The organism is Achromobacter sp. CF-sbj1-Ac2-l, assembly GCF_052698165.1.
The window spans coordinates 1,664,158-1,682,430 of the sequence record NZ_CP199855.1; the positions used below are offsets into that span (position 1 = coordinate 1,664,158).

Below are 18,273 nucleotides of genomic sequence, written 5' to 3' on the forward strand. Positions count from 1 at the left end.
CGCGTATCATTGCCGGATCATTCTTGGATGCAGGGGATTTCCGGTGGCCGTTTCCGTCTTCGATCTGTTCAAAATAGGCATAGGTCCGTCGAGTTCCCATACCGTCGGCCCCATGCGGGCCGCTTTGTTGTTCGCCCAAGGGCTGGAGCGCGACGGCCTGCTGCCGCGGGTGGCGAACGTGCGCGCCGAACTCTATGGCTCGCTGGGCGCCACCGGCAAGGGCCACGGCACCGACAAGGGCGTGTTGCTGGGCTTGATGGGCGAGGCGCCCGATACGGTCGACCCGGCCGCCATCGCCGGCATGATCGCGTCGGTGCGGGCCAGCCGCCAGCTGCCGCTGCTGGGCCACTATCCGGTGCCGTTCGTGGAAAAGGAACACATGATGTTCTACCGCCGCGAGGCCATGGCCGAGCACCCGAACGGCATGAAATTCCACGCCTTCGACGCTGAAGGGCAGTCGCTGCGCGAGGCCCGCTACCTGTCGGTGGGGGGCGGCTTCGTGGTGACGGCGGGCGCCTCCAACAGCCAGGTCATCGCCGCGCACGACCAGTTGCCGTACCCGTTCCGCACCGGCCGCGAACTGCTGACCATGTGCCGCGAAAGCGGCCTGAGCGTGGCACAGCTCATGATGAAGAACGAGCTGACCTGGCGCGAGGCCGGCGAGGTCGCGGGCGGGCTGGACCGCATCTGGCAGGTGATGCAGGACTGCGTGTCGCGCGGCTGTGGCATCAATTACCCCGAAGCCGATGGCGAACTGCCGGGTCCGCTGCGGGTGCGCCGCCGCGCCCCCGAGCTGTACCGCAACCTGACCCAACGGGCCGAGCGCACGCTGTCCGATCCGCTGTCGGTGATGGACTGGGTCAACCTGTACGCCATGGCGGTGAACGAGGAAAACGCCGCCGGCGGACGGGTGGTGACGGCGCCCACCAACGGGGCCGCGGGCATCATCCCGGCGGTGCTGCACTACTACGACCGTTTTGTCCCCGGTTCCAACCGCGAGGGCGTGCGCGACTTCCTGCTGACCGCGGCGGCGGTGGGCCTGCTGTACAAGTACAACGCCTCGCTGTCCGGCGCCGAAGTCGGCTGCCAGGGCGAGGTCGGCGTGGCCTGTTCGATGGCGGCCGGCGGCCTGGCCGCGGCGCTGGGCGGCTCGGTCGAGCAGGTCGAGAACGCGGCCGAGATCGGCATGGAGCACAACCTGGGTCTGACCTGCGATCCGGTCGGCGGGCTGGTGCAGATTCCCTGTATCGAACGCAACGCGATGGCCTCGATCAAGGCGGTCAACGCGGCCCGCATGGCGCTGCGCGGCGACGGCCAGCACTACGTGTCGCTGGATTCGGTCATCAAGACCATGCGCGAGACCGGCGCCGACATGAAGACCAAGTACAAGGAAACGGCGCGCGGCGGCCTGGCGGTGAACATCGTCGAGTGCTGAGGCGGGTCCGCTCCCAACAAAAAGCCCCTTGATCGCTCAAGGGGCTTTTTTCATTGCCGAGCCGCCTCACGATGAGAGCGCCCCGGGGGGACGAAAGCCGAAGGCGCGGCGTGGAGGCTTTTCCCAGGCCTGTGCCCGGATCAGATCACGCGGGCGTTCTGCAGCGCGGCGATGCGGGCCGGGATCGGCGGGTGCGAGGCGAACATGGCCGCCAGGCCGCCCTTGCCGGTGATGCCGGAGGCTTCGAACGACTTGGGCAGTTCGCCCGGCTCCAGTCCGCCCAGGCGGGCCAGGGCGCGGATCATGGGTTCGCGGGCGCCCATCAGGTGGGCCGAGCCGGCGTCGGCGCGGTATTCGCGCTGGCGCGAGAACCAGGCCACGATGATCGAGGCCAGGATGCCGAAAATGATCTCACAGACGATCACGGTGACCATGTAGCCCGGGCCGAGGCCGCGTTCGTTCTTGAACACCACGCGGTCGATGAAGTAGCCGACCACGCGCGCCAGGAACACCACGAAGGTGTTGACCACGCCCTGGATCAGGGTCAGCGTGACCATGTCGCCGTTGGCGATGTGCGCCACTTCGTGGGCCAGCACCGCGGCCACTTCCTCTTCGCTCATGCTTTCGAGCAGGCCGGTGGACACCGCCACCAGCGAGTCGTTCTTGAAGGCGCCGGTGGCGAACGCATTGGGCGCGCCGTCGTAGATGGCGACTTCCGGGCGGCCGATGCCGGCGCGATCGGCGAGCTGGTGGACGGTGTCCAGCAGCCAGGCCTCGCGCTGGCTGCGCGGCGCGTTCGGATCCAGCACCTGGGCGCCGGTGCTCCATTTGGCCATGGGCTTGCTGATCAGCAGCGAGATGATGGCGCCGGTGAAGCCGACCACGACCGAGAAGATCAACAGCGCCTGCAGGTTCAGGCCGTTGGCGGTCAGGTAGCGGTCTACGCCCAGGATGCGTAGAGTGGCCGACAGCACGAGCATGACGGCCAGGTTGGTAATGACGAAAAGGATGATGCGTTTCATGCTTTTTTTGTTCCTCAGCGAGCGGGACTTGTGCGGGATTGGACTGTGCCGCGGCGCAGCAGTTCCCCGACTGCCGGCGCCGCCCCGGTGACGGAGAGTATAGTATCGCTTTCCCCTATTTCCCCCTCACTTTCACCTGAGCGCTGACCCCCAAATGCAGGCACTTTGGATGTTGCTGGCGTCCGCCATGTTCGCCATCATGGGGTCGTTCGTGAAGCTGGGCACCGAGCACGGCGCGACGCTGCCGCAAGTGGTGCTGTTCCGCGGCCTGCCGTCGGTGGTGCTGCTGCTGATCTGGGCGCGCGCCGGGCGCCAGTCGATCGTGCCCACCAGTTGGAAACTGCACCTGTGGCGCAACCTGTCCGGCGTCACTTCGATGTGGCTCGGTTTCTTCGCCATTTCCCATCTGCCGCTGGCGACCGCCACCAGCCTGAACTACACGGCGCCGCTGTTCATCGCCTGCTGGATGCTGGGATGGGGCGGGGCGCAGCGCGACCCGGTGCGGATCGCGGCCGTGGCCCTGGGTTTCCTGGGCGTGATCGCCGTGCTGCGTCCCAGCATCAACGAAGACCAGTGGCTGGCGGCCCTGCTGGGCCTGGGGGCCGGCGCCATGTCGGCGATCGCCATGATGCAGATCCGCCAGCTAGGCCGTATCGGCGAGCCGGAATGGCGCACGGTGCTGTTCTTTTCGGTGGCGGTGTGCGCGTCCAGTTTCGCCGGCCTGGGCTTCGAGGGCTGGGGCCATGCGGACTGGACCGGCTACAGCTCGCTGCTGGGCGTGGGCGTGACCGGCCTGTTCGGCCAGTTGGCCATGACGCGGGCGTTCGGCCTGGGCTCGGCGCTGCTGACCGCGGCCCTGCAATACAGCACGATCATCTTCGCGGCCCTGCTCGGCATGGGTTTCTGGGGCGATACCCTGGACGGCCTGGCCTGGGCCGGGATGGGCCTGATCATTTCGGCGGGCCTGCTGTCGGTCTGGCGCACCATGCGTGACCCCAAGCCGACCTGATCCCGCCAACCCGACCCTATCAGAGGAGAATTTCCGATGACGATGACCCTGATTTCCGCGGCCGACCTGGCCACGCACCTGGGCGCGGCGGACGTGCGCGTGTTCGACGTGCGCCACGACCTGACCAATCACGCGGCCGGTCGTGAGGCCTATGCCGCCGGCCATATTCCCGGCGCCCTGTACCTCGACCACGAAACCGAGCTGGCGGCCCCCCGGACCGGCAGGAATGGCCGCCATCCGCTGCCCGACCGCGGCCAGTTCGGCGCCTTGATGGCGGCGCACGGCGTCACGCCCGAGACCCTGGTGGTGGCCTATGACGCCAGCGGCGGCATGTACGCCGCGCACCTGTGGTGGATGCTGCGCTGGCTGGGTCACGACCGGGTCGCCGTGCTCGACGGCGGCTGGCAGGCCTGGCAGGCGGCCGGGCTGCCCACCTCCACCGAGGCGGCCGCGCCGGTGCAGGCGGGCGCGCCGGTGACGCCGGCGGCGCCGCTCGTGGGCAGCGTGGATGCGCAGGCGGTGCTGGACAACATCGCCCGGCCCGCGTTCACCGTGATCGACGCGCGCGCCGCCAACCGCTATCGCGGCGAGGTCGAGCCGATGGATCCGGTGGCCGGCCACATTCCCGGCGCGCTGAATCGTCCGAACGGCCAGAACCTGCAGGCCGACGGCCGTTTCAAGGACGCGGCGCAATTGCGCGAGGAATTCACCGCCTTGCTGGACGGCCGCGACCCCGCGGCCATCGTGCATCAGTGCGGCTCGGGCATCACCGCGTGCCACAACCTGCTGTCGATGGAAATCGCCGGCCTGGCCGGCTCGCGCCTTTATCCGGGCTCGTGGAGCGAGTGGTGCAGCGATCCGTCCCGGCCGGTGGCCAAGGGCGAGTGAGCGCGCCGGCCGGCCCGGCCGCAAGCCGGGCCTGAAACCGCGCCGTCGTATTCCGACGGCGCGGGTGGCGGTCTTACCAGACCGCCGCCAGCTTGACCCGTCCGGAGACGCTTTCGGCGATCTCCAGGAAGTGGTCCAGCGGCGGCGTGGCCAGCCCTGGCACCTTGGCCATGTCGTCCCAGCGCCTCAGGCGGATCGCATCCGGCGCGCCCGGCATGCTGGCGAAATCCACCGCCTGGCCCGCATCGAAGCTGCCCCCCTGAAGCGCCAGGCTGCGTTTCGAATCCTCCGAAAGCGACGCTTCATACTGCGGCTCCACATAGCAGAGGTAGCGCTTGGCCTCCACGTGCAGCCGGATCGGGTCCAGCACCGCCGAACTGAACAACCCGCGCAGGAACGGCAGCACGAAATACTGGTGCTTGTCGTCGATGCCGCGCAGCGTGGGCGTGTCGGGATGGTCGGCGATCAGATGCCCGAGGTCGTGCAGCAGGCAGGCGGTGATCAACTGGGCATTGGCGCCATGGCGTTCGGCCAGCGTCGCGGTCTGCAGCGCATGGCGCAGATGGCTGACGGATTCGCCATGGTAGGAACGGTGCCCGCGTTCCAGGAAAAGCTGTTCGATGTCCTGCAGGGTCAAGGCCATGGTTGTCTCCTGAGTGGCCGCAAGGGGAAGAGGCGGGGCAGTGATCCCACAGATCAGCCGGCTGCCGGCGCCATCTCCAGAAAGCGCGCGATGAGCTGCACCGGTTGGCGCTCGCGCAGGCAATACAGGTATTCATGCATCACGACGTCGGCGCCCTCGATGTCCAGGGCCGCCAGTTCGGGATGGGACGGGATCTCGCGCGACGGGATCAGGCTGATGCCCAGTTCGCACAGGATCGCCTGGCGGATCGATTCGCGGCTGCCGATTTCCAGCGTGCGCTTGACCGTCACGCCAGCCGCCTGCAACGCTTCTTCGGTCAACTGGCGCGTCATCGAGCCGGGTTCGCGCAGCAGCAGCGCGTGGTCGGCCAGATCCGCCAGCGCCACCTTGCCGCGCCGCGCCAGCGGGTGGCCGCGGTGCGTCACCACGCGGATCGGATCGGCCGCGATCATGCGGCGGTACAAATGCTTGTCATCCATCAGAAACGAGGACGTGGCAATCTCGATACGATAATCATGCAGCGCCTGCAGCATGCTCTGCGAGTTGCCGATGGCCACGGTCAGGTCGATGCCGGGGTAGAGCTGGTTGTAGCGGCGCACCGTGTCCATGATGTAGTACGGACCGGTGGCGCCGATGCGCAGGTTGCCCTCGCGCAGGTCGCTGGCGTCGCGCAGGCGGAAATCGATCTCGGTCTCCTGCTGCACCAGTTTTTCCACCATGGGCATCAGGCTGTGCCCGGCGTCCGACAGCCGCATGCCGCGGCCCTGGCGATGGAACAGTTCGACGCCGTAACGCGACTCCAACTGGCGCAGTTGCCCCGTCACCGTGGGTTGGCTCACGCCCAACTGGGCGGCGGCCTTGGTGACGGTGCCGCAGCGAGCCACGGCATAGAAGGATTTGAGTTCGGCGACGAGCACGTTGGGCGGGGCCTGTAAACGGATGAATTGGTGGACGGATTGCGCAAGACCGCCAGTACACCAAAATAATTTGATGTTTTTATTACTGCATTTGCGCGAAGTGTCATAAACACTCAATACGCGCCTTCCATACTGCCTTCGTTCCCAGACCGGAGGCCCCATGGCCCAACAGCTCCAGCGCGATACCAATACTGTTCCGACGGGCGCTTCGCCCCAGCCCGGAGCGCAGCGCGGGGGCTTTCTTTCGGTCAGCAATCTCGTCAAGCGCTTCGGCAGCCATACGGCGCTGTCGGATGTGTCGCTGGATATCCGCGCCGGTGAACTGGTGTGCCTGCTGGGCCCCTCGGGCTGCGGCAAGACCACGCTGCTGCGCGCCATCGCCGGCCTGGAACGCCAGGACAGCGGCACCATCCTGCTGTCGGGCCGTGACATCTCCCATGCCGAGCCGCAAGAGCGCGACTACGGCATCCTGTTCCAGTCCTATGCGCTGTTTCCCAACCTGACCGTGGCCCAGAACGTGGCGTATGGCCTGAGCGGCAAGCGCGCCCATCGCAAGCACGTGGCCGACCGGGTCGAGGAAATGCTGACGCTGGTGGGCCTGGCCGGCGCCTCTCATAAATATCCAGGACAGATCTCCGGGGGCCAGCAGCAGCGCGTCGCCCTGGCTCGCGCCCTGGCGCCGTCGCCGTCCCTGTTGCTGCTGGACGAGCCGATGTCGGCACTGGATGCGCGGGTGCGCGAACATCTGCGTATCGAATTGCGCGCGCTGCAGAAACGCCTGTCGATCACCACGCTGATGGTGACGCACGACCAGGAAGAGGCCATGGTTATGGCCGACCGCATCGCCGTCATGAACGGCGGCGTCATCGAACAATTCGGCACCCCGCGCGAGCTATATCGCCAGCCGGGTTCTGCCTTCATCGCCGATTTTGTCGGCGAGGCCAACTGGCTGCCGTTCGAGCGCATCGATGCGCACCACGCCCGCGTCGGCCGCCAGGAACTGGCGGTGGACGAGGCGCTGGAGCGCAACGTCGGCAAGCTGTTCGTGCGGCCCGAGGCGGTGCGCGTGAGCGTGGCGCGTCCGGAGCAACCCAACACCATGCTGGCCGACGTGCTGGATGGTGTGTTCCTGGGCCGCGGCTACCGCCTGGCGCTGCGCCTGGAAGGCGTGCCCGGCGCCACCGTCCACTCGATCGTGTCCCCTGAAACCGGAGATGCCCTGCTGGGGCCTCACGCTGCCAGCCGTTGCTGGGTGGAGCTGCCGCGCCATGCGATTCGCGCCTACGCTTGATCCGGCTTCGGGCCGTTCCCCCGTCGTCATGTCCGCGCCTGTCGACGCCCCCGCTGTCTCGCTTGGCCGCCGCCCCTTGCCCGCCTGGGTCGGCGCCTTCGGGCTGACGCTCGGGCAGGGCGCCCTGGCGCTGGGCCTGGCGCTGTTCCTGGCCCTGCCGCTGGTGGCGATCCTGGCCAAGTCGGTCACCGATGCCAATGGCGATTGGGCCGGCCTGTCGGTGGTGCTGGGCATCATCGGCGCCGACGGTTTCCTCGGCATGGTCGGGCGCAGCCTGACGGTGGGCGTGGTCACCATGATGCTGGTGGTGCCCTGCGCCTATGCCTTCGCCTATGCCCTGACGCGCAGCCGCATTCCCGGCAAGGGCCTGCTGCGCACCATCGCGCTGCTGCCGCTGCTGGCGCCGTCGCTGCTGCCGGGGATCGCGCTGGTCTACCTGCTGGGCAACCAGGGCTTGCTGAAAGGCCTGTCCGGCGGCGCCACCATCTATGGTTTCTGGGGCATCGTGGTGGGCGAGGCGTTCTACACCTTCCCGCACGCGCTGATGATCCTGCTGACCGGCCTGACGCTGGCCGACGGCCGCCTCTATGACGCGGCGCGCGCGATGGGCGCGGGGCCGCTGCGCACCTTCATGACGGTGACGTTGCCCGGCACGCGTTATGCCGTGTTCTCGGCCTGCTGCGTGGTGTTCACGCTGACCGTGACCGACTTCGGCGTGCCCAAGGTGGTGGGCGGCGACTACAACGTGCTGGCGATGGAAGCCTACAAGGCGGTGGTCGGTCAGCAGAACTTCCCCAAGGGCGCCGCCATCGGCATCCTGCTGTTGCTGCCGGCGCTGCTGACCTTCGTGCTCGACCGCCGCCTGCGGGCGCGCCAGGGCGCCCAGTTGAGCGGCCGCGCCCAGCCCTATGCGGCCGGCGCCAACCGCCTGCGCGACGCAACCTTCCTGCTGCTGGCGGGCGGCATGGCCGGGTTCCTGCTGCTGATCATCGGCGTGGCGGTGTGGGCCTCGTTCGTGAAGATGTGGCCCTACAACCTGTCGCTGTCGCTGCGTTCGTACGACTTCGACAACATGGATGGCGGCGGCTGGCTGGCCTGGCGCAACAGCCTGGAACTGGCCTTCTGCACCGCGCTGATCGGCACGGTGGTGGTGTTCCTGGGCGCCTGGATGATGGAAAAGGTGCCGGCCCGCAGCGCCTCGGCGCGCGGCCTGCGCGGCGTGCTGGGGATGCTGGCGCTGATGCCGATGGCCGTGCCCGGCCTGGTGCTGGGCCTGGGCTACATCTTCTTCTTCAACGGCGCCGCCAATCCACTCAATGTGCTGTACGGCACCATGCCGCTGCTGGTGCTGTGCACGGTGGTGCACTTCTACACCAGCGCGCACCTGACGGCCGCCACCGCGCTGAACGCGCTGGACCCGGAGTTCGAGGCGGCCTCGGCCTCGCTCAAGGTGCCGCGCATGACCACCTTCCTGCGCGTGACGCTGCCGATGTGCCTGCCGGCCGCGCTCGACGTCGCCCGCTACCTGTTCGTTTCCGCCATGACCACCGTGTCGGCCGTGGTGTTCCTGTACAGCCCGTCCACGGTGCTGGCCGCCGTCGCGGTGCTGAACATGGATGACGCCGGCTTCATCGGCCCGGCCGCCGCCATGTGCACCGTGATCATGGCCAGCTCGGCGGTGGCGGCGCTGCTGCTGCACCTGGCCAGTCGCGCCCTGGTGGCGCGCAGCCAGGCCTGGCGCCGGCCCGCCGCCCTTTGATTTGAATACTCAGCAAGGAAGACCCTCATGACTGTTTCGCCTCTGCCCGTCCGCCTGGAAGCGGTGATTTTCGATTGGGCCGGCACGCTGGTCGACTTCGGTTCGTTCGCCCCGACCAAGGTGTTCGTCGACGCCTTCGCCGAGTTCGGCATGGACGTCACGCTGGAACAGGCCCGCGGCCCGATGGGCGTGGGCAAATGGGACCATATCCGCGCGCTGTGCGACGAGCCCGCCATCGCCAACCAATACCAGGCCCGGTTCGGCCGCCTGCCGACCGACGACGACGTCACCGCCATCTATGAGCGCTTCCTGCCGATGCAGTTGGACAAGGTGGCGCAGTACTCGGCCGCCATTCCCGGCGCGGCCGAGCTGCTGCGCGCGCTGCGCCAGCGCGGCCTGAAGATCGGCTCATGCTCCGGCTACCCCGGCAGCGTGATGCGCCGCGTGGTCGAGCGCGCCGCCGGCGAAGGCCTGCAGCCCGATTGCATCGTCGCCAGCGACGACGTGCCGCGCGCGCGCCCGGCGCCGGCCATGGCGCTCAAGAACGTGGTGGAGCTGGGCCTGACGGATGTGGCCGGCTGCGTCAAGGTCGACGACACCGCTCCCGGCATCGAGGAAGGCCGCCGCGCCGGCATGTGGACCGTCGGCCTGCTGCTGTCGGGCAATGCCGCCGGCCTGACGCTGGACGAATACCTGAGCCTGGACGAGAACGGCCGCCAGGCGGCCCGCGAGCGCGCCGGCCGCGAACTGTCCGGCGCCGCGCCGCATTACCTGATCGACACCGTGGCCGACCTGCCCGGCGTGATTGCCGATATCGAATCCCGCCTGGCGGCGGGCCAACGCCCCTGAGGCCGCCCACGCCGGGATCCTGACCCAACCTTTTTTCGCAACGCACCGCGGCGGGCATGGGCCGGCCGCGGCGACCCGACTCACCCTTTTTCCGCTCACCCACGGAGTACCCTCATGAAACGCTTCACGCTGCTTGCCTTGGCCGCCGCTTTCGCCGGCATCACCGGCGCCGCTTCCGCCGAGACCACGCTGACCGTCTACACGGCGCTGGAAGCCGACCAGATCAAGGCCTACCAGGCCGCCTTCGAAAAGGCCAACCCCGACATCAAGGTCCAGTGGGTGCGCGACTCCACGGGCATCATCACCGCCAAGTTGCTGGCCGAAAAGGGCAACCCCAAGGCCGACGTGATCTGGGGCCTGGCCGGCACCTCGCTGGGCCTGATGGACAAGGAAGGCATGCTGCAGCCCTACGCCCCCAAGGGCCTGGACCAGATCGCCGCCAATATGCGCGATGCCAAGGCCGAGCCCACCTGGGTCGGCATGGACGGCTTCGCCGCCGCCATCTGCTTTAACACCGTCGAAGCCGAAAAGCAGAAGCTGCCCAAGCCCGAATCGTGGCAGGACCTGACCAAGCCGGTCTACGCCGGCAAGATCGTCATGCCGAACCCGGCCTCGTCGGGCACGGGCTTCCTGGATGTCAGCGCCTGGCTGCAGATCTTCGGCGAAGAAAAGGGCTGGGCCTACATGGACGCCCTGCACAAGAACATCGGTTCGTATACGCACTCGGGCTCCAAGCCGTGCAACATGGCCGCCGCTGGCGAATTCCCGATCGGCGTGTCGTTCGACTACCGCGCCGCCAAGCTCAAGGCCGACGGCGCGCCGGTCGAAGCCGTGTTCCCGTCGGAAGGGCTGGGCTGGGAAGTCGAAGCCACCGCCATCGTCAAGGGCACCAAGAACCTGGAAGCCGCGCGCAAGCTGGCCGATTTCTCGGCCAGCCGCGAGGCCAACGAACTGTACAAGGCCAACTTCGCGGTGCTGGCGATTCCCTCGATCGCCACGTCCAATCCCAACCTGCCGGCCGACCTGACCAAGCGCATGATCAAGAACGACTTCGTCTGGGCCGCCACCAACCGCGATCGCATCATCGCCGAGTGGACCCGCCGCTACGACGGCAAGTCCGAGCCCAAGAAGAAGTAATCGGGCCACCGCGGCGGCCACGCCGCCGTGGCAGGGGAGGCGCCCGGGCGGGCGCTTCCCGCGCAACCTCTCTGCCTCGTTTTCCAAATGAAAAAATTCGACGTAGTCGTGGTCGGCGCCGGCATGCTCGGCATCGCCCACGCCTGGGCCGCCGCCAAGCGCGGCCTGTCGGTGGCCGTGATCGAACGCAGCCGCCAGGCGCATGGCGCGACCATCCGCAATTTCGGTCAGGTGATCGTCACCGGCCAGGCTCCCGGCATGATGCTGTCGCACGCCCAGCAGGCGCGCGAGCTGTGGCTGGACCTGGCGTCCAGGGCCGGCTTTCATGTTCGCGCCAACGGCGCGCTGGTGCTGGCGCGCGACGCCGGCGAGGCCGACGTGCTGGACGAATTCGCCCGGACCCGCCTGCAACAGGAAGGCTATCGCGCCGAGCTGCTGTCGGGCCGTGAGGTGGCAAAGCTGTATGACGGCCAGCTGGCGCACCACTGCGCCGCGCTGCGCGGGCTGGACGACCTGCAGATCTACTCGCGCGAGGCCTTGCCGGCCATCACGCGCTACCTGGCCGATTCGCTGGGCGTCGAATTCGTCACCGGCACCCTGGCGCGCGCCGTCGAGCAGGGGCAGGTCGCGACCACCGCGGGCGACTTCGCCGGTGCGCACGTCTTCGTCTGCCCCGGCCACGACTACCTGACGCTGCTGCCCGAACAGTTCGCGCCGCTGAACCTGGAGGTGACGCGCCTGCAGATGCTGCGCGCGGCCTTCGAGACGCGTCCGATGGCGCTGGACCGCCCGCTCTTGACCGGCCTGTCCTGCGTGCACTACGGCGCCTTCTCCGACCTGCCATCGGCGCTGGCGCTGCGCGAGCAGATCCAGGCGCGCACGCCGATGCTGCTGGAAAACGGCATCCATCTGCTGATCAGCCCCACGCCCTATGGCGAGTTGATCATCGGCGACTCGCACCGCTACGGCCAGGATGCCTTCCCGTTCAACGACGAGGCGGTCGACAATGCCATGCTGGACCTGGCGTCGCAGGCGCTGGGCGCGCGGCTGCGGGTGCTGGAGCGCTGGCAGGGCGTCTATGGCACGCACGGCCCCGCGCCGTTCTCCGTGATGCCGGTGGATGCCGCCACCACGGTGGCGGTGATGCATTCAGGCGTGGGCATGACGGTCGGACTGGCGATCGGGGAGCGCACGGTCGCCGCCGCCCTCGGCCGCTGAGCAGCCGCCCCGGCAAAAAGAAAGGGCTCGCGATCGCGAGCCCTTTTGCGTTGGCGGAGCGTGTCCTCAGAGCCGCTCCTGCATGATGCGGCGGTACCACTCATGGAAGTGCTGCATGCCGTCTTCCATCGGCGACTGGTAAGGACCGGTCTCGTTCACGCCGCGCAGCATCAGCGCCTTGCGGCCGGCGTCCATGCGCTCGGCGATCTCGTCGTCCTCGATCGCCGTTTCCATGTAGGCCGCGCGCTGCGCCTCGACGAACTCGCGCTCGAAAGCGGCGATTTCCTCGGGGTAGTAGAACTCGACCACGTTGACCGTTTCCTGCGGGCTCTTCGGGTACAGCGTCGACAGCACCAGCACGTGCGGATACAGCTCGATCATGTGGGTCGGGAAATACGTGACCCAGACGGCGCCGAAATCCGGCGCGTCGCCGTCGCGGAACGACAGCAGGCGATCGTGCCATTGCTTGTAGACGTCAGAACCCGGCTGGGCCAGCGCGTTATGCACGCCGACCTTCTGCAGGCTGTACCAGTCGTTGAACTCCCAGGTCAGGTCGTCGCAGGTGACGAAGCGGCCCAGTCCGGGGTGGAACGGGCCGACGTGGTAGTCCTCCAGGTACACCTCGATGAAGGTCTTCCAGTTGTAGTTGCACTGGTGCACTTCGACGTGGTCCAGCACGTAGTCGCCGAAGTCGAACTCCGGGCGCGCGAACAGCGGCGCCATGTCGGCGGCCGGATCGCGCGGGCCTTCGAACAGCAGGCCATGGCAATCGCGCAGCCGGAACTTCTGCAGGTTCATGCACGGCGTGGTGTCGAACTGCGGCGCGCCCAGCAGCTCGCCCTGGTTGTTGTAGGTCCAGCGGTGCAGCGGGCAGACGATGTTGCCGCCGGTGGCCTTGAGGCTGCCGTGCGAATTGCAATGGCCGGTGACGTCGCCGGCCTGGCCGCCCAGCATCAATGCCTGGCGGTGGCGGCAGACATTTGAGATGAGGTCAACGCCCTGCTGGTTGCGAACCAGCACGCGCCCTCCATTTTCCTGGGCCAAGGTGCGCCAATCCCCGATTTCGGGCACCAGCTTCTGGTGGCCGACGTACAGCGAGGATTGCTTGAAAATGAGTTCTTGCTCGCGGGCAAAGAGGGCTTCGTCAAAGTAAGCACTGACGGGTAGCTGGGTGCGAGCTGGCACAACATGTGCCATCCGACCGATGTCGGTCATGATTCCCTCCGCTCGGATGAATATTTCCCCCAACGCCGTGCCCACTCAGTACTGCGTACGCGGTGGGCGGGCTGCCCTCAAAGGGGGCCTCTTTCTTGGGGCGGCCCGGCGTTAAAAAGCCAGGACGGCTTGAGCTTCACCACGCCCTAGCTGTTCGGAAGGGGATGGTTAAATCCGTTCTGGCGCGAAGAAAAATCGGTGTCTGGCCGATCAAGTAAGCCGTCAATTGTACCCCAACCCCATACGCCCCGCCCGTGAAGATCGGTGAAGCTTGGTGAAGATCCGGCCCTGGCGGTTTGACCCCGCGCAAATCGTGATTAACCCTTCGCGCCGTAGGCTTTTCAGACCAGCCTGCGGGTGGCGGGATGGCGTCGCAACAGCCAACTGCTGCCCGCGGACAAAGCGAACACGGCCAGCGTCAGCAACGGCACGACCCAGGCATCGCGACGTCCGCCGCCGATGGCGCCGGCCCGGTGCGCCACATCCAGGAACACCGGATGGATCAGGTAGACCCCGAAGGTCAGCGGGGCCAGCGATGCCAGCCGCGGCAGGCGCGGCGACGAGACGATGCACTGGAACGCCGCCAGCGACATGAACGGCACGGTCAGGCTGAAGTAATCGTAGAAATAGGTGTCCAGCGTCCGGTTGCTGGACATGGTGTGCACGCCCAGTGCCGTGGCCGCCACGCTCACGGCCAGCACCAGGGTCGGACGCGGCACGCGCAGTTCGCCATCGAAGATCTGGCGGCCGGCGACGAAATAGCCCAGGTAGGGCAGGAACCAGGTCAGGAAGAAGCCGGGCTGGGCGCCGAGCGCGCGTCGGTAGAGCGCATCCAGGATGGCCAGGCCCAGAATGCCCACCACCCAAAGCGAACGCGCGCGCGGCGTGCTGCGCACGTACAGCAGGCGCACCAGCGGCGCGAACAGGTACAGTCCCACGATCATGTACAGATACCAGAGGTGGTAGTACGGCTCACCCTGGGCGACCTTGCGCGGCCAGAACGAAAAGTCGACGTGGCCGTCGTCCCACCAGTCCAGCCCGGTGCGCCAGGCCAGGTAGAAGAGGGTCCAGAACAGCAGCGGCGCGCAGATCCGCGTGACCCGCTTGCTGTAGAACCGCCTCGCATCCTGCGGCTTGTCGGGATCGAGCAGCAGGGCGCCGCTGACCATCACGAACACGGGCACACACCAGCGGACCGCGGAGTCATACAGATTGGCGGCCAGCCAGGCGCCGTTGCCGTAGGCAGACGGGTCGCTGACGATCAGGGCGGCGCTGTGCAGCAACACCACCGCCGCGGCGGCGAGCCAGCGGGCGGAATCCAGCCGGGCGTAGCGGTCATCGGTCAGTGGCATCGGGCTCCCTGGCGAAGGTGAGTCGGGCGGGGCCGGCGCGGCGGCCATCCTCGCTTTTCACCTTAGCAGCCAGGCCGATACGGGTTCTGTATCCAGGGGTTAGGGGGCGCATGAAAAACCGACAGGGACTGCGAGGCGCTGTCGGTCGGCGGCCCCGGCGGCGCGGGCGCCCGGGCCCGCGCGGCGGCATGAACGTTTTGTCACGAAACGGATGCGACCGTCATTGCAGGACGATGTTGGCCTGCTTGATCAATTGCGACACGATGGGCTGTTCACTCTTGACCTGCCTGTCCAGTTCGGCGGCGCTGCCCGAGCGCGGCTCGATTCCCATGTCGAGCATGCGCTTTTGCACCGCCTCGTCCTTGAGCGTCTCGGCCAGCGCGGCCTGCAGTTTGTCCAGCACCGGCGCCGGCGTGCCCTTGGGGGCCACGAAGCTGAACCAGGCCGTCATGTCGAAGGACGGATAGCCTTGTTCGGCCAGCGTCGCCAGCTTCGGTTCGGTGGCCAGGCGGCTGGGGCTGGTGATCGCGAACACCTTGACCTTGCCGGCCTCGGCCTGCGGCATGCCGGTGGCGACCATGTCGAAGAACAGGTCCACGTCGCCGCTGATCAACGCCGGCAGGGCCTGGGTCGCGCCCTTGAAGGGCACGTGCAGGATGTCGATGCCGGCGCGTTCCTTGAACAGTTCGCCCGCCAGGTGCGACGAAGTGCCCGCGCCGAAGGTGGCGAAGGTCAGCTTGCCCGGATTCTGCTTGGCATAGGCGACCACGTCCGCGGTGCTGTTGAACGGGCGCTTGGGGCTGGACAGCAGTACCAGGGGGCCAATCCCGACCATGCCGATGGGCGCGAAGCCGTCGGGATCGTAGGGCAGCTCCTTATACAGATAGCGGTTGGTGACCAGCGTGGAGTTGGTGGCCATCAGGATGGTGTAGCCGTCCGGCGCCTCGCGCGAGACGAAGGCGGCGCCGATCGACGTGCCGGCGCCGGCCTTGTTCTCGACGATCATGGGCTGGCCCAGCGTCTTGGCCATGCGTTCGGCCAGCACCCGCGTCAGCACATCGGTGGCGCCGCCCGCCGGGAACGGCGAGACCACCTTGACCGGGCGGGACGGATAGGTATCTGCCTGGGCGCCCAGCGCGGCAATGCTGAGCAGTAGACCCGCCAGGAACGGGTAGCGCTTGCGAATCATGTTTTCCCCTTGAAATCGCGTGCTTGAGTGATAGGTCGGGCCCGGCTCGGCCCGGTCCGCGTGCCGGTGAAGGCGGGCGGGCAAGGCTTGCCAGGTCTCCTAGGATGTTTTAAATTCCGATAAATGGAATTTAGTTTTGTTATTCGGAATAAACTATAAAAACGAAGCGAATAGAAATGCAATCTTTTTCTGACGCCAAGCGCATCCCCCATCCCGCGGCCAAACCCGACCAGAAGCTGGCGCTGAGCGCGCCCGCGCGCCGCAAGCGCGCCGGCGCCGTGGGCGAGGGGCCCGTGTCGCCCGACTTCATCACCGCGCTGGCGCGCGGCCTGGAAGTGCTGCGCTGCTTCCGGCCCGGCGTGGCGGCGCTGGGCAATCTGGACCTGGCGCGCCTGACCGGCCTGCCCAAGCCCACCATCAGCCGCATCACCTACACGCTGACCGAGTTGGGCTACCTGCGCTATCACCCGGACACCGGCAAGTACTCGCCCGGGTACGGCGTGCTGGCGTTGGGCTTCGGCCTGTTGGCCGGGCTGGAGGTGCGCGAGCTGGCCAAGGCCTCCATGACCGACCTGGCGCGCGAAACCGGCGGCGCGGTGGCGCTGGGCGCCTTCGACGGCGACGCCATGACCTATGTCGAGGCCATCCATGGTTCGTCCGCTCTCTACCTGCGCCTGCCGGTGGGCTATCGCGCCAGCCTCGACAGCGCCATGGGGCGCGCCTACCTTGCCAGCCTGCCGGCGGCGGCCTGCGCCGACGTGCTGGAACGATTGGGGCCGGCCGCGCCGGCGGCTGCCGCGATCGAGCGCGCCCGCGCCGAGTTGCGCGACACGGGTTGCTGCTTCGCGATCGGCGAGTGGCAGTCGGGCATCAATGCCGTGGCGGTGCCATTCACGTCCGTGACCGGGGAGGGCGTGTTCGTCATGAGTTGCGGCGGCCCCGAAGGCCTGCTGCCCGAGGCCGGGTTGCGCACCCAGGTGGCGCCGGCGCTGCGGGCCGCCATCGCGGGCCTGGCGGGCGCTCCCGCCTGAGCGCAAAGGCGCGGCGTGGCGCGACCGTGGTATCTCGTACAATTCACGGATTGATCCACCCCTAGTGCCCCCGGAGGCCCGTTTGGCCAAACCTTCTCAAGCCGATCCGCAGACCGACGACCGTCCCTTGCCCCAGGATTTCGAAACGGCCCTGGCCGAACTGGAATCGCTGGTCGCGGCCATGGAAGACGGTTCGCTGCCGCTGGAGCAGTCGCTGGCCGCCTACCGGCGCGGCGTGGCCCTGACCCGCGTCTGCCAGGAGCGCTTGGCGCAGGCCGAACAGCAGGTCAAGGTCCTGGAGGGCGACTTGCTGCGCCCGCTGGATGCCGCCGCGCTGGATGACGAATAAGAATCGGATGAAGCAAATACAACTCGCTTTCCCGGAGTGGCTGCAGGGCCGCGTGCGGCATGTCGAAGACGTTCTCGACGACCTCCTGCCGCCTGCCGACGCCGTGCCCGCCCGCCTGCACGAAGCCATGCGTTACGCCGTGCTCGGCGGCGGCAAGCGGGTGCGGGCCGCGCTGGTCTACGCCGCCGGCCAGGCCTGCCCGGTCAGCGGCAGCGTGCTGGCTGTCGAGGCCTCGCTGGACCGCGCCGCCGCGGCGGTGGAACTGATCCACGCCTACTCGCTGGTGCACGACGACCTGCCCTGCATGGACGACGACGTCCTGCGCCGCGGCCGTCCCACCGCCCATGTGCAGTTCGACGAAGCCACCGCCATGTTGGCCGGCGACGCGCTGCAGCCGCTCGCCTTCGAGCTGCTGGCCTCCATGCCCATCGCCCCGGCCCTGATCGTGCAGGCCACGCAGTCGCTGGCGCGCGCGGCGGGCAGCCAGGGCATGGCCGGCGGACAGGCCATCGACCTGCTCAGCGTCGGCCACCGGCTCTCGCGCGACGAGCTGCAGCAGATGCACAGCATGAAAACCGGCGCCATGCTGGCCTGCAGCGTGGCGCTGGGCGGCATCGTCGCCGGCGCCAGCTCGGCTTCGCGCCAGGCGCTGGACGTCTACGCCCAGGCCATCGGCCTGGCGTTCCAGGTGGTGGACGACATTCTGGATGTGACCGCCGATTCCGCCAGCCTGGGCAAGACGCCGGGCAAGGACGCGGCCGAAAACAAGCCGACCTACGTTTCGTTGCTGGGGCTGGACGAAGCGCGCGCGTTCGCGGGCGAGCTGCGCGAAGCCGCGTTGTCCGCGCTCGAGCCGCTGGGCGACGCCGGCAAGCGCCTGGCCGAGCTGGCTGATTTCATCGTCCTTCGAGACCGCTGATCCGTGACCCGTCCGGGCTGGCCGCAGGCCGGGCATACGAACCCCATACA

The 18,273-nt window shown here is 67.9% G+C and carries 17 protein-coding genes; 11 read left to right on the forward strand and 6 right to left on the reverse strand.

Annotated elements, in window-relative coordinates:
- Positions 1–43 precede the first annotated feature (43 nt).
- On the forward strand, positions 44–1,435 hold the full coding sequence (locus tag ACUDCK_RS07575; protein ID WP_054501403.1) for an L-serine ammonia-lyase: 1,392 nt from the start codon (positions 44–46) through the stop codon (positions 1,433–1,435).
- A 140-nt stretch (positions 1,436–1,575) separates the two neighbouring features.
- Here the strand turns inward: ACUDCK_RS07575 and htpX are convergent, their stop codons facing one another.
- Complete coding sequence (htpX, locus tag ACUDCK_RS07580) at positions 1,576–2,457, reverse strand: protease HtpX (protein ID WP_054419788.1); 882 nt, start codon at positions 2,455–2,457, stop codon at positions 1,576–1,578.
- 154 nt (positions 2,458–2,611) lie between these two features.
- Between htpX and ACUDCK_RS07585 the strand changes: the two genes are divergently transcribed.
- The gene (locus ACUDCK_RS07585; protein ID WP_054501402.1) at positions 2,612–3,466 is read left to right on the forward strand and encodes a DMT family transporter; all 855 of its coding nucleotides are present in this window, start codon (positions 2,612–2,614) and stop codon (positions 3,464–3,466) included.
- A 36-nt stretch (positions 3,467–3,502) separates the two neighbouring features.
- On the forward strand, positions 3,503–4,354 hold the full coding sequence (locus ACUDCK_RS07590) for a sulfurtransferase (protein WP_175168299.1): 852 nt from the start codon (positions 3,503–3,505) through the stop codon (positions 4,352–4,354).
- Between the two features lie 73 nt (positions 4,355–4,427).
- Here the strand turns inward: ACUDCK_RS07590 and ACUDCK_RS07595 are convergent, their stop codons facing one another.
- Positions 4,428–4,997 carry a phosphonate degradation HD-domain oxygenase gene (locus tag ACUDCK_RS07595; protein ID WP_049072430.1) on the reverse strand — a complete coding sequence of 190 codons (570 nt, stop codon included), beginning with the start codon at positions 4,995–4,997 and terminating at the stop codon, positions 4,428–4,430.
- Between the two features lie 53 nt (positions 4,998–5,050).
- Entirely contained in the window at positions 5,051–5,914 is an 864-nt protein-coding gene (locus tag ACUDCK_RS07600; RefSeq protein WP_006388352.1) for a LysR family transcriptional regulator, read from the reverse strand.
- 160 nt (positions 5,915–6,074) lie between these two features.
- Between ACUDCK_RS07600 and ACUDCK_RS07605 the strand changes: the two genes are divergently transcribed.
- The 5 genes from ACUDCK_RS07605 to ACUDCK_RS07625 all read left to right on the forward strand — a co-directional run bounded on the left by ACUDCK_RS07605 (position 6,075) and on the right by ACUDCK_RS07625 (position 12,168).
- On the forward strand, positions 6,075–7,205 hold the full coding sequence (locus tag ACUDCK_RS07605) for a putative 2-aminoethylphosphonate ABC transporter ATP-binding protein (protein ID WP_064526894.1): 1,131 nt from the start codon (positions 6,075–6,077) through the stop codon (positions 7,203–7,205).
- 28 nt (positions 7,206–7,233) lie between these two features.
- Positions 7,234–8,964 (forward strand): putative 2-aminoethylphosphonate ABC transporter permease subunit, encoded by a 1,731-nt coding sequence (locus ACUDCK_RS07610; protein WP_244976978.1) that lies wholly within the window; start codon positions 7,234–7,236, stop codon positions 8,962–8,964.
- 27 nt (positions 8,965–8,991) lie between these two features.
- Positions 8,992–9,813 carry a phosphonoacetaldehyde hydrolase gene (gene phnX / locus ACUDCK_RS07615; protein WP_175168297.1) on the forward strand — a complete coding sequence of 274 codons (822 nt, stop codon included), beginning with the start codon at positions 8,992–8,994 and terminating at the stop codon, positions 9,811–9,813.
- Positions 9,814–9,927: 114 nt separating this feature from the next.
- Complete coding sequence (locus ACUDCK_RS07620; RefSeq protein ID WP_175168296.1) at positions 9,928–10,950, forward strand: putative 2-aminoethylphosphonate ABC transporter substrate-binding protein; 1,023 nt, start codon at positions 9,928–9,930, stop codon at positions 10,948–10,950.
- Between the two features lie 87 nt (positions 10,951–11,037).
- On the forward strand, positions 11,038–12,168 hold the full coding sequence (locus ACUDCK_RS07625) for a TIGR03364 family FAD-dependent oxidoreductase (protein WP_175168295.1): 1,131 nt from the start codon (positions 11,038–11,040) through the stop codon (positions 12,166–12,168).
- Positions 12,169–12,234: 66 nt separating this feature from the next.
- Here ACUDCK_RS07625 and ACUDCK_RS07630 read toward each other — a convergent pair whose 3' ends face one another.
- The 3 genes from ACUDCK_RS07630 to ACUDCK_RS07640 all read right to left on the reverse strand — a co-directional run bounded on the left by ACUDCK_RS07630 (position 12,235) and on the right by ACUDCK_RS07640 (position 15,924).
- Positions 12,235–13,383, reverse strand: coding sequence for an aromatic ring-hydroxylating oxygenase subunit alpha (locus ACUDCK_RS07630; RefSeq protein ID WP_064526889.1), 1,149 nt, complete (start codon positions 13,381–13,383; stop codon positions 12,235–12,237).
- Positions 13,384–13,724: 341 nt separating this feature from the next.
- Positions 13,725–14,735: an acyltransferase gene (locus tag ACUDCK_RS07635; RefSeq protein WP_054501393.1), complete on the reverse strand. Its 1,011-nt coding sequence runs from the start codon at positions 14,733–14,735 to the stop codon at positions 13,725–13,727.
- 220 nt (positions 14,736–14,955) lie between these two features.
- Positions 14,956–15,924, reverse strand: coding sequence for a Bug family tripartite tricarboxylate transporter substrate binding protein (locus ACUDCK_RS07640; RefSeq protein ID WP_175168294.1), 969 nt, complete (start codon positions 15,922–15,924; stop codon positions 14,956–14,958).
- Between the two features lie 176 nt (positions 15,925–16,100).
- Here ACUDCK_RS07640 and ACUDCK_RS07645 point away from each other — a divergent pair, with 176 nt between their 5' ends.
- From ACUDCK_RS07645 to ACUDCK_RS07655, 3 genes are all read left to right on the forward strand, one after another.
- Entirely contained in the window at positions 16,101–16,955 is an 855-nt protein-coding gene (locus ACUDCK_RS07645) for an IclR family transcriptional regulator (RefSeq protein ID WP_175168293.1), read from the forward strand.
- An 82-nt stretch (positions 16,956–17,037) separates the two neighbouring features.
- Entirely contained in the window at positions 17,038–17,304 is a 267-nt protein-coding gene (locus tag ACUDCK_RS07650; protein ID WP_006393710.1) for an exodeoxyribonuclease VII small subunit, read from the forward strand.
- Positions 17,305–17,311: 7 nt separating this feature from the next.
- Positions 17,312–18,223, forward strand: a complete 912-nt coding sequence (locus ACUDCK_RS07655) for a polyprenyl synthetase family protein (RefSeq protein ID WP_054501391.1) — start codon at positions 17,312–17,314, stop codon at positions 18,221–18,223.
- The last annotated feature ends 50 nt before the right edge of the window (positions 18,224–18,273 follow it).

What these genes read in the sequence shown, in the direction of transcription:
- htpX (WP_054419788.1), bottom strand. Translation starts at nt 2,457, where the DNA reads ATGAAACGCATCATCCTTTTCGTCATTACCAACCTGGCCGTCATGCTC.
- ACUDCK_RS07585 (WP_054501402.1), top strand. Translation starts at nt 2,612, where the DNA reads ATGCAGGCACTTTGGATGTTGCTGGCGTCCGCCATGTTCGCCATCATG.
- ACUDCK_RS07590 (WP_175168299.1), top strand. Translation starts at nt 3,503, where the DNA reads ATGACGATGACCCTGATTTCCGCGGCCGACCTGGCCACGCACCTGGGC.
- ACUDCK_RS07595 (WP_049072430.1), bottom strand. Translation starts at nt 4,997, where the DNA reads ATGGCCTTGACCCTGCAGGACATCGAACAGCTTTTCCTGGAACGCGGG.
- ACUDCK_RS07605 (WP_064526894.1), top strand. Translation starts at nt 6,075, where the DNA reads ATGGCCCAACAGCTCCAGCGCGATACCAATACTGTTCCGACGGGCGCT.
- ACUDCK_RS07610 (WP_244976978.1), top strand. Translation starts at nt 7,234, where the DNA reads ATGTCCGCGCCTGTCGACGCCCCCGCTGTCTCGCTTGGCCGCCGCCCC.
- phnX (WP_175168297.1), top strand. Translation starts at nt 8,992, where the DNA reads ATGACTGTTTCGCCTCTGCCCGTCCGCCTGGAAGCGGTGATTTTCGAT.
- ACUDCK_RS07620 (WP_175168296.1), top strand. Translation starts at nt 9,928, where the DNA reads ATGAAACGCTTCACGCTGCTTGCCTTGGCCGCCGCTTTCGCCGGCATC.
- ACUDCK_RS07625 (WP_175168295.1), top strand. Translation starts at nt 11,038, where the DNA reads ATGAAAAAATTCGACGTAGTCGTGGTCGGCGCCGGCATGCTCGGCATC.
- ACUDCK_RS07630 (WP_064526889.1), bottom strand. Translation starts at nt 13,383, where the DNA reads ATGACCGACATCGGTCGGATGGCACATGTTGTGCCAGCTCGCACCCAG.
- ACUDCK_RS07635 (WP_054501393.1), bottom strand. Translation starts at nt 14,735, where the DNA reads ATGCCACTGACCGATGACCGCTACGCCCGGCTGGATTCCGCCCGCTGG.
- ACUDCK_RS07640 (WP_175168294.1), bottom strand. Translation starts at nt 15,924, where the DNA reads ATGATTCGCAAGCGCTACCCGTTCCTGGCGGGTCTACTGCTCAGCATT.
- ACUDCK_RS07645 (WP_175168293.1), top strand. Translation starts at nt 16,101, where the DNA reads ATGCAATCTTTTTCTGACGCCAAGCGCATCCCCCATCCCGCGGCCAAA.
- ACUDCK_RS07655 (WP_054501391.1), top strand. Translation starts at nt 17,312, where the DNA reads ATGAAGCAAATACAACTCGCTTTCCCGGAGTGGCTGCAGGGCCGCGTG.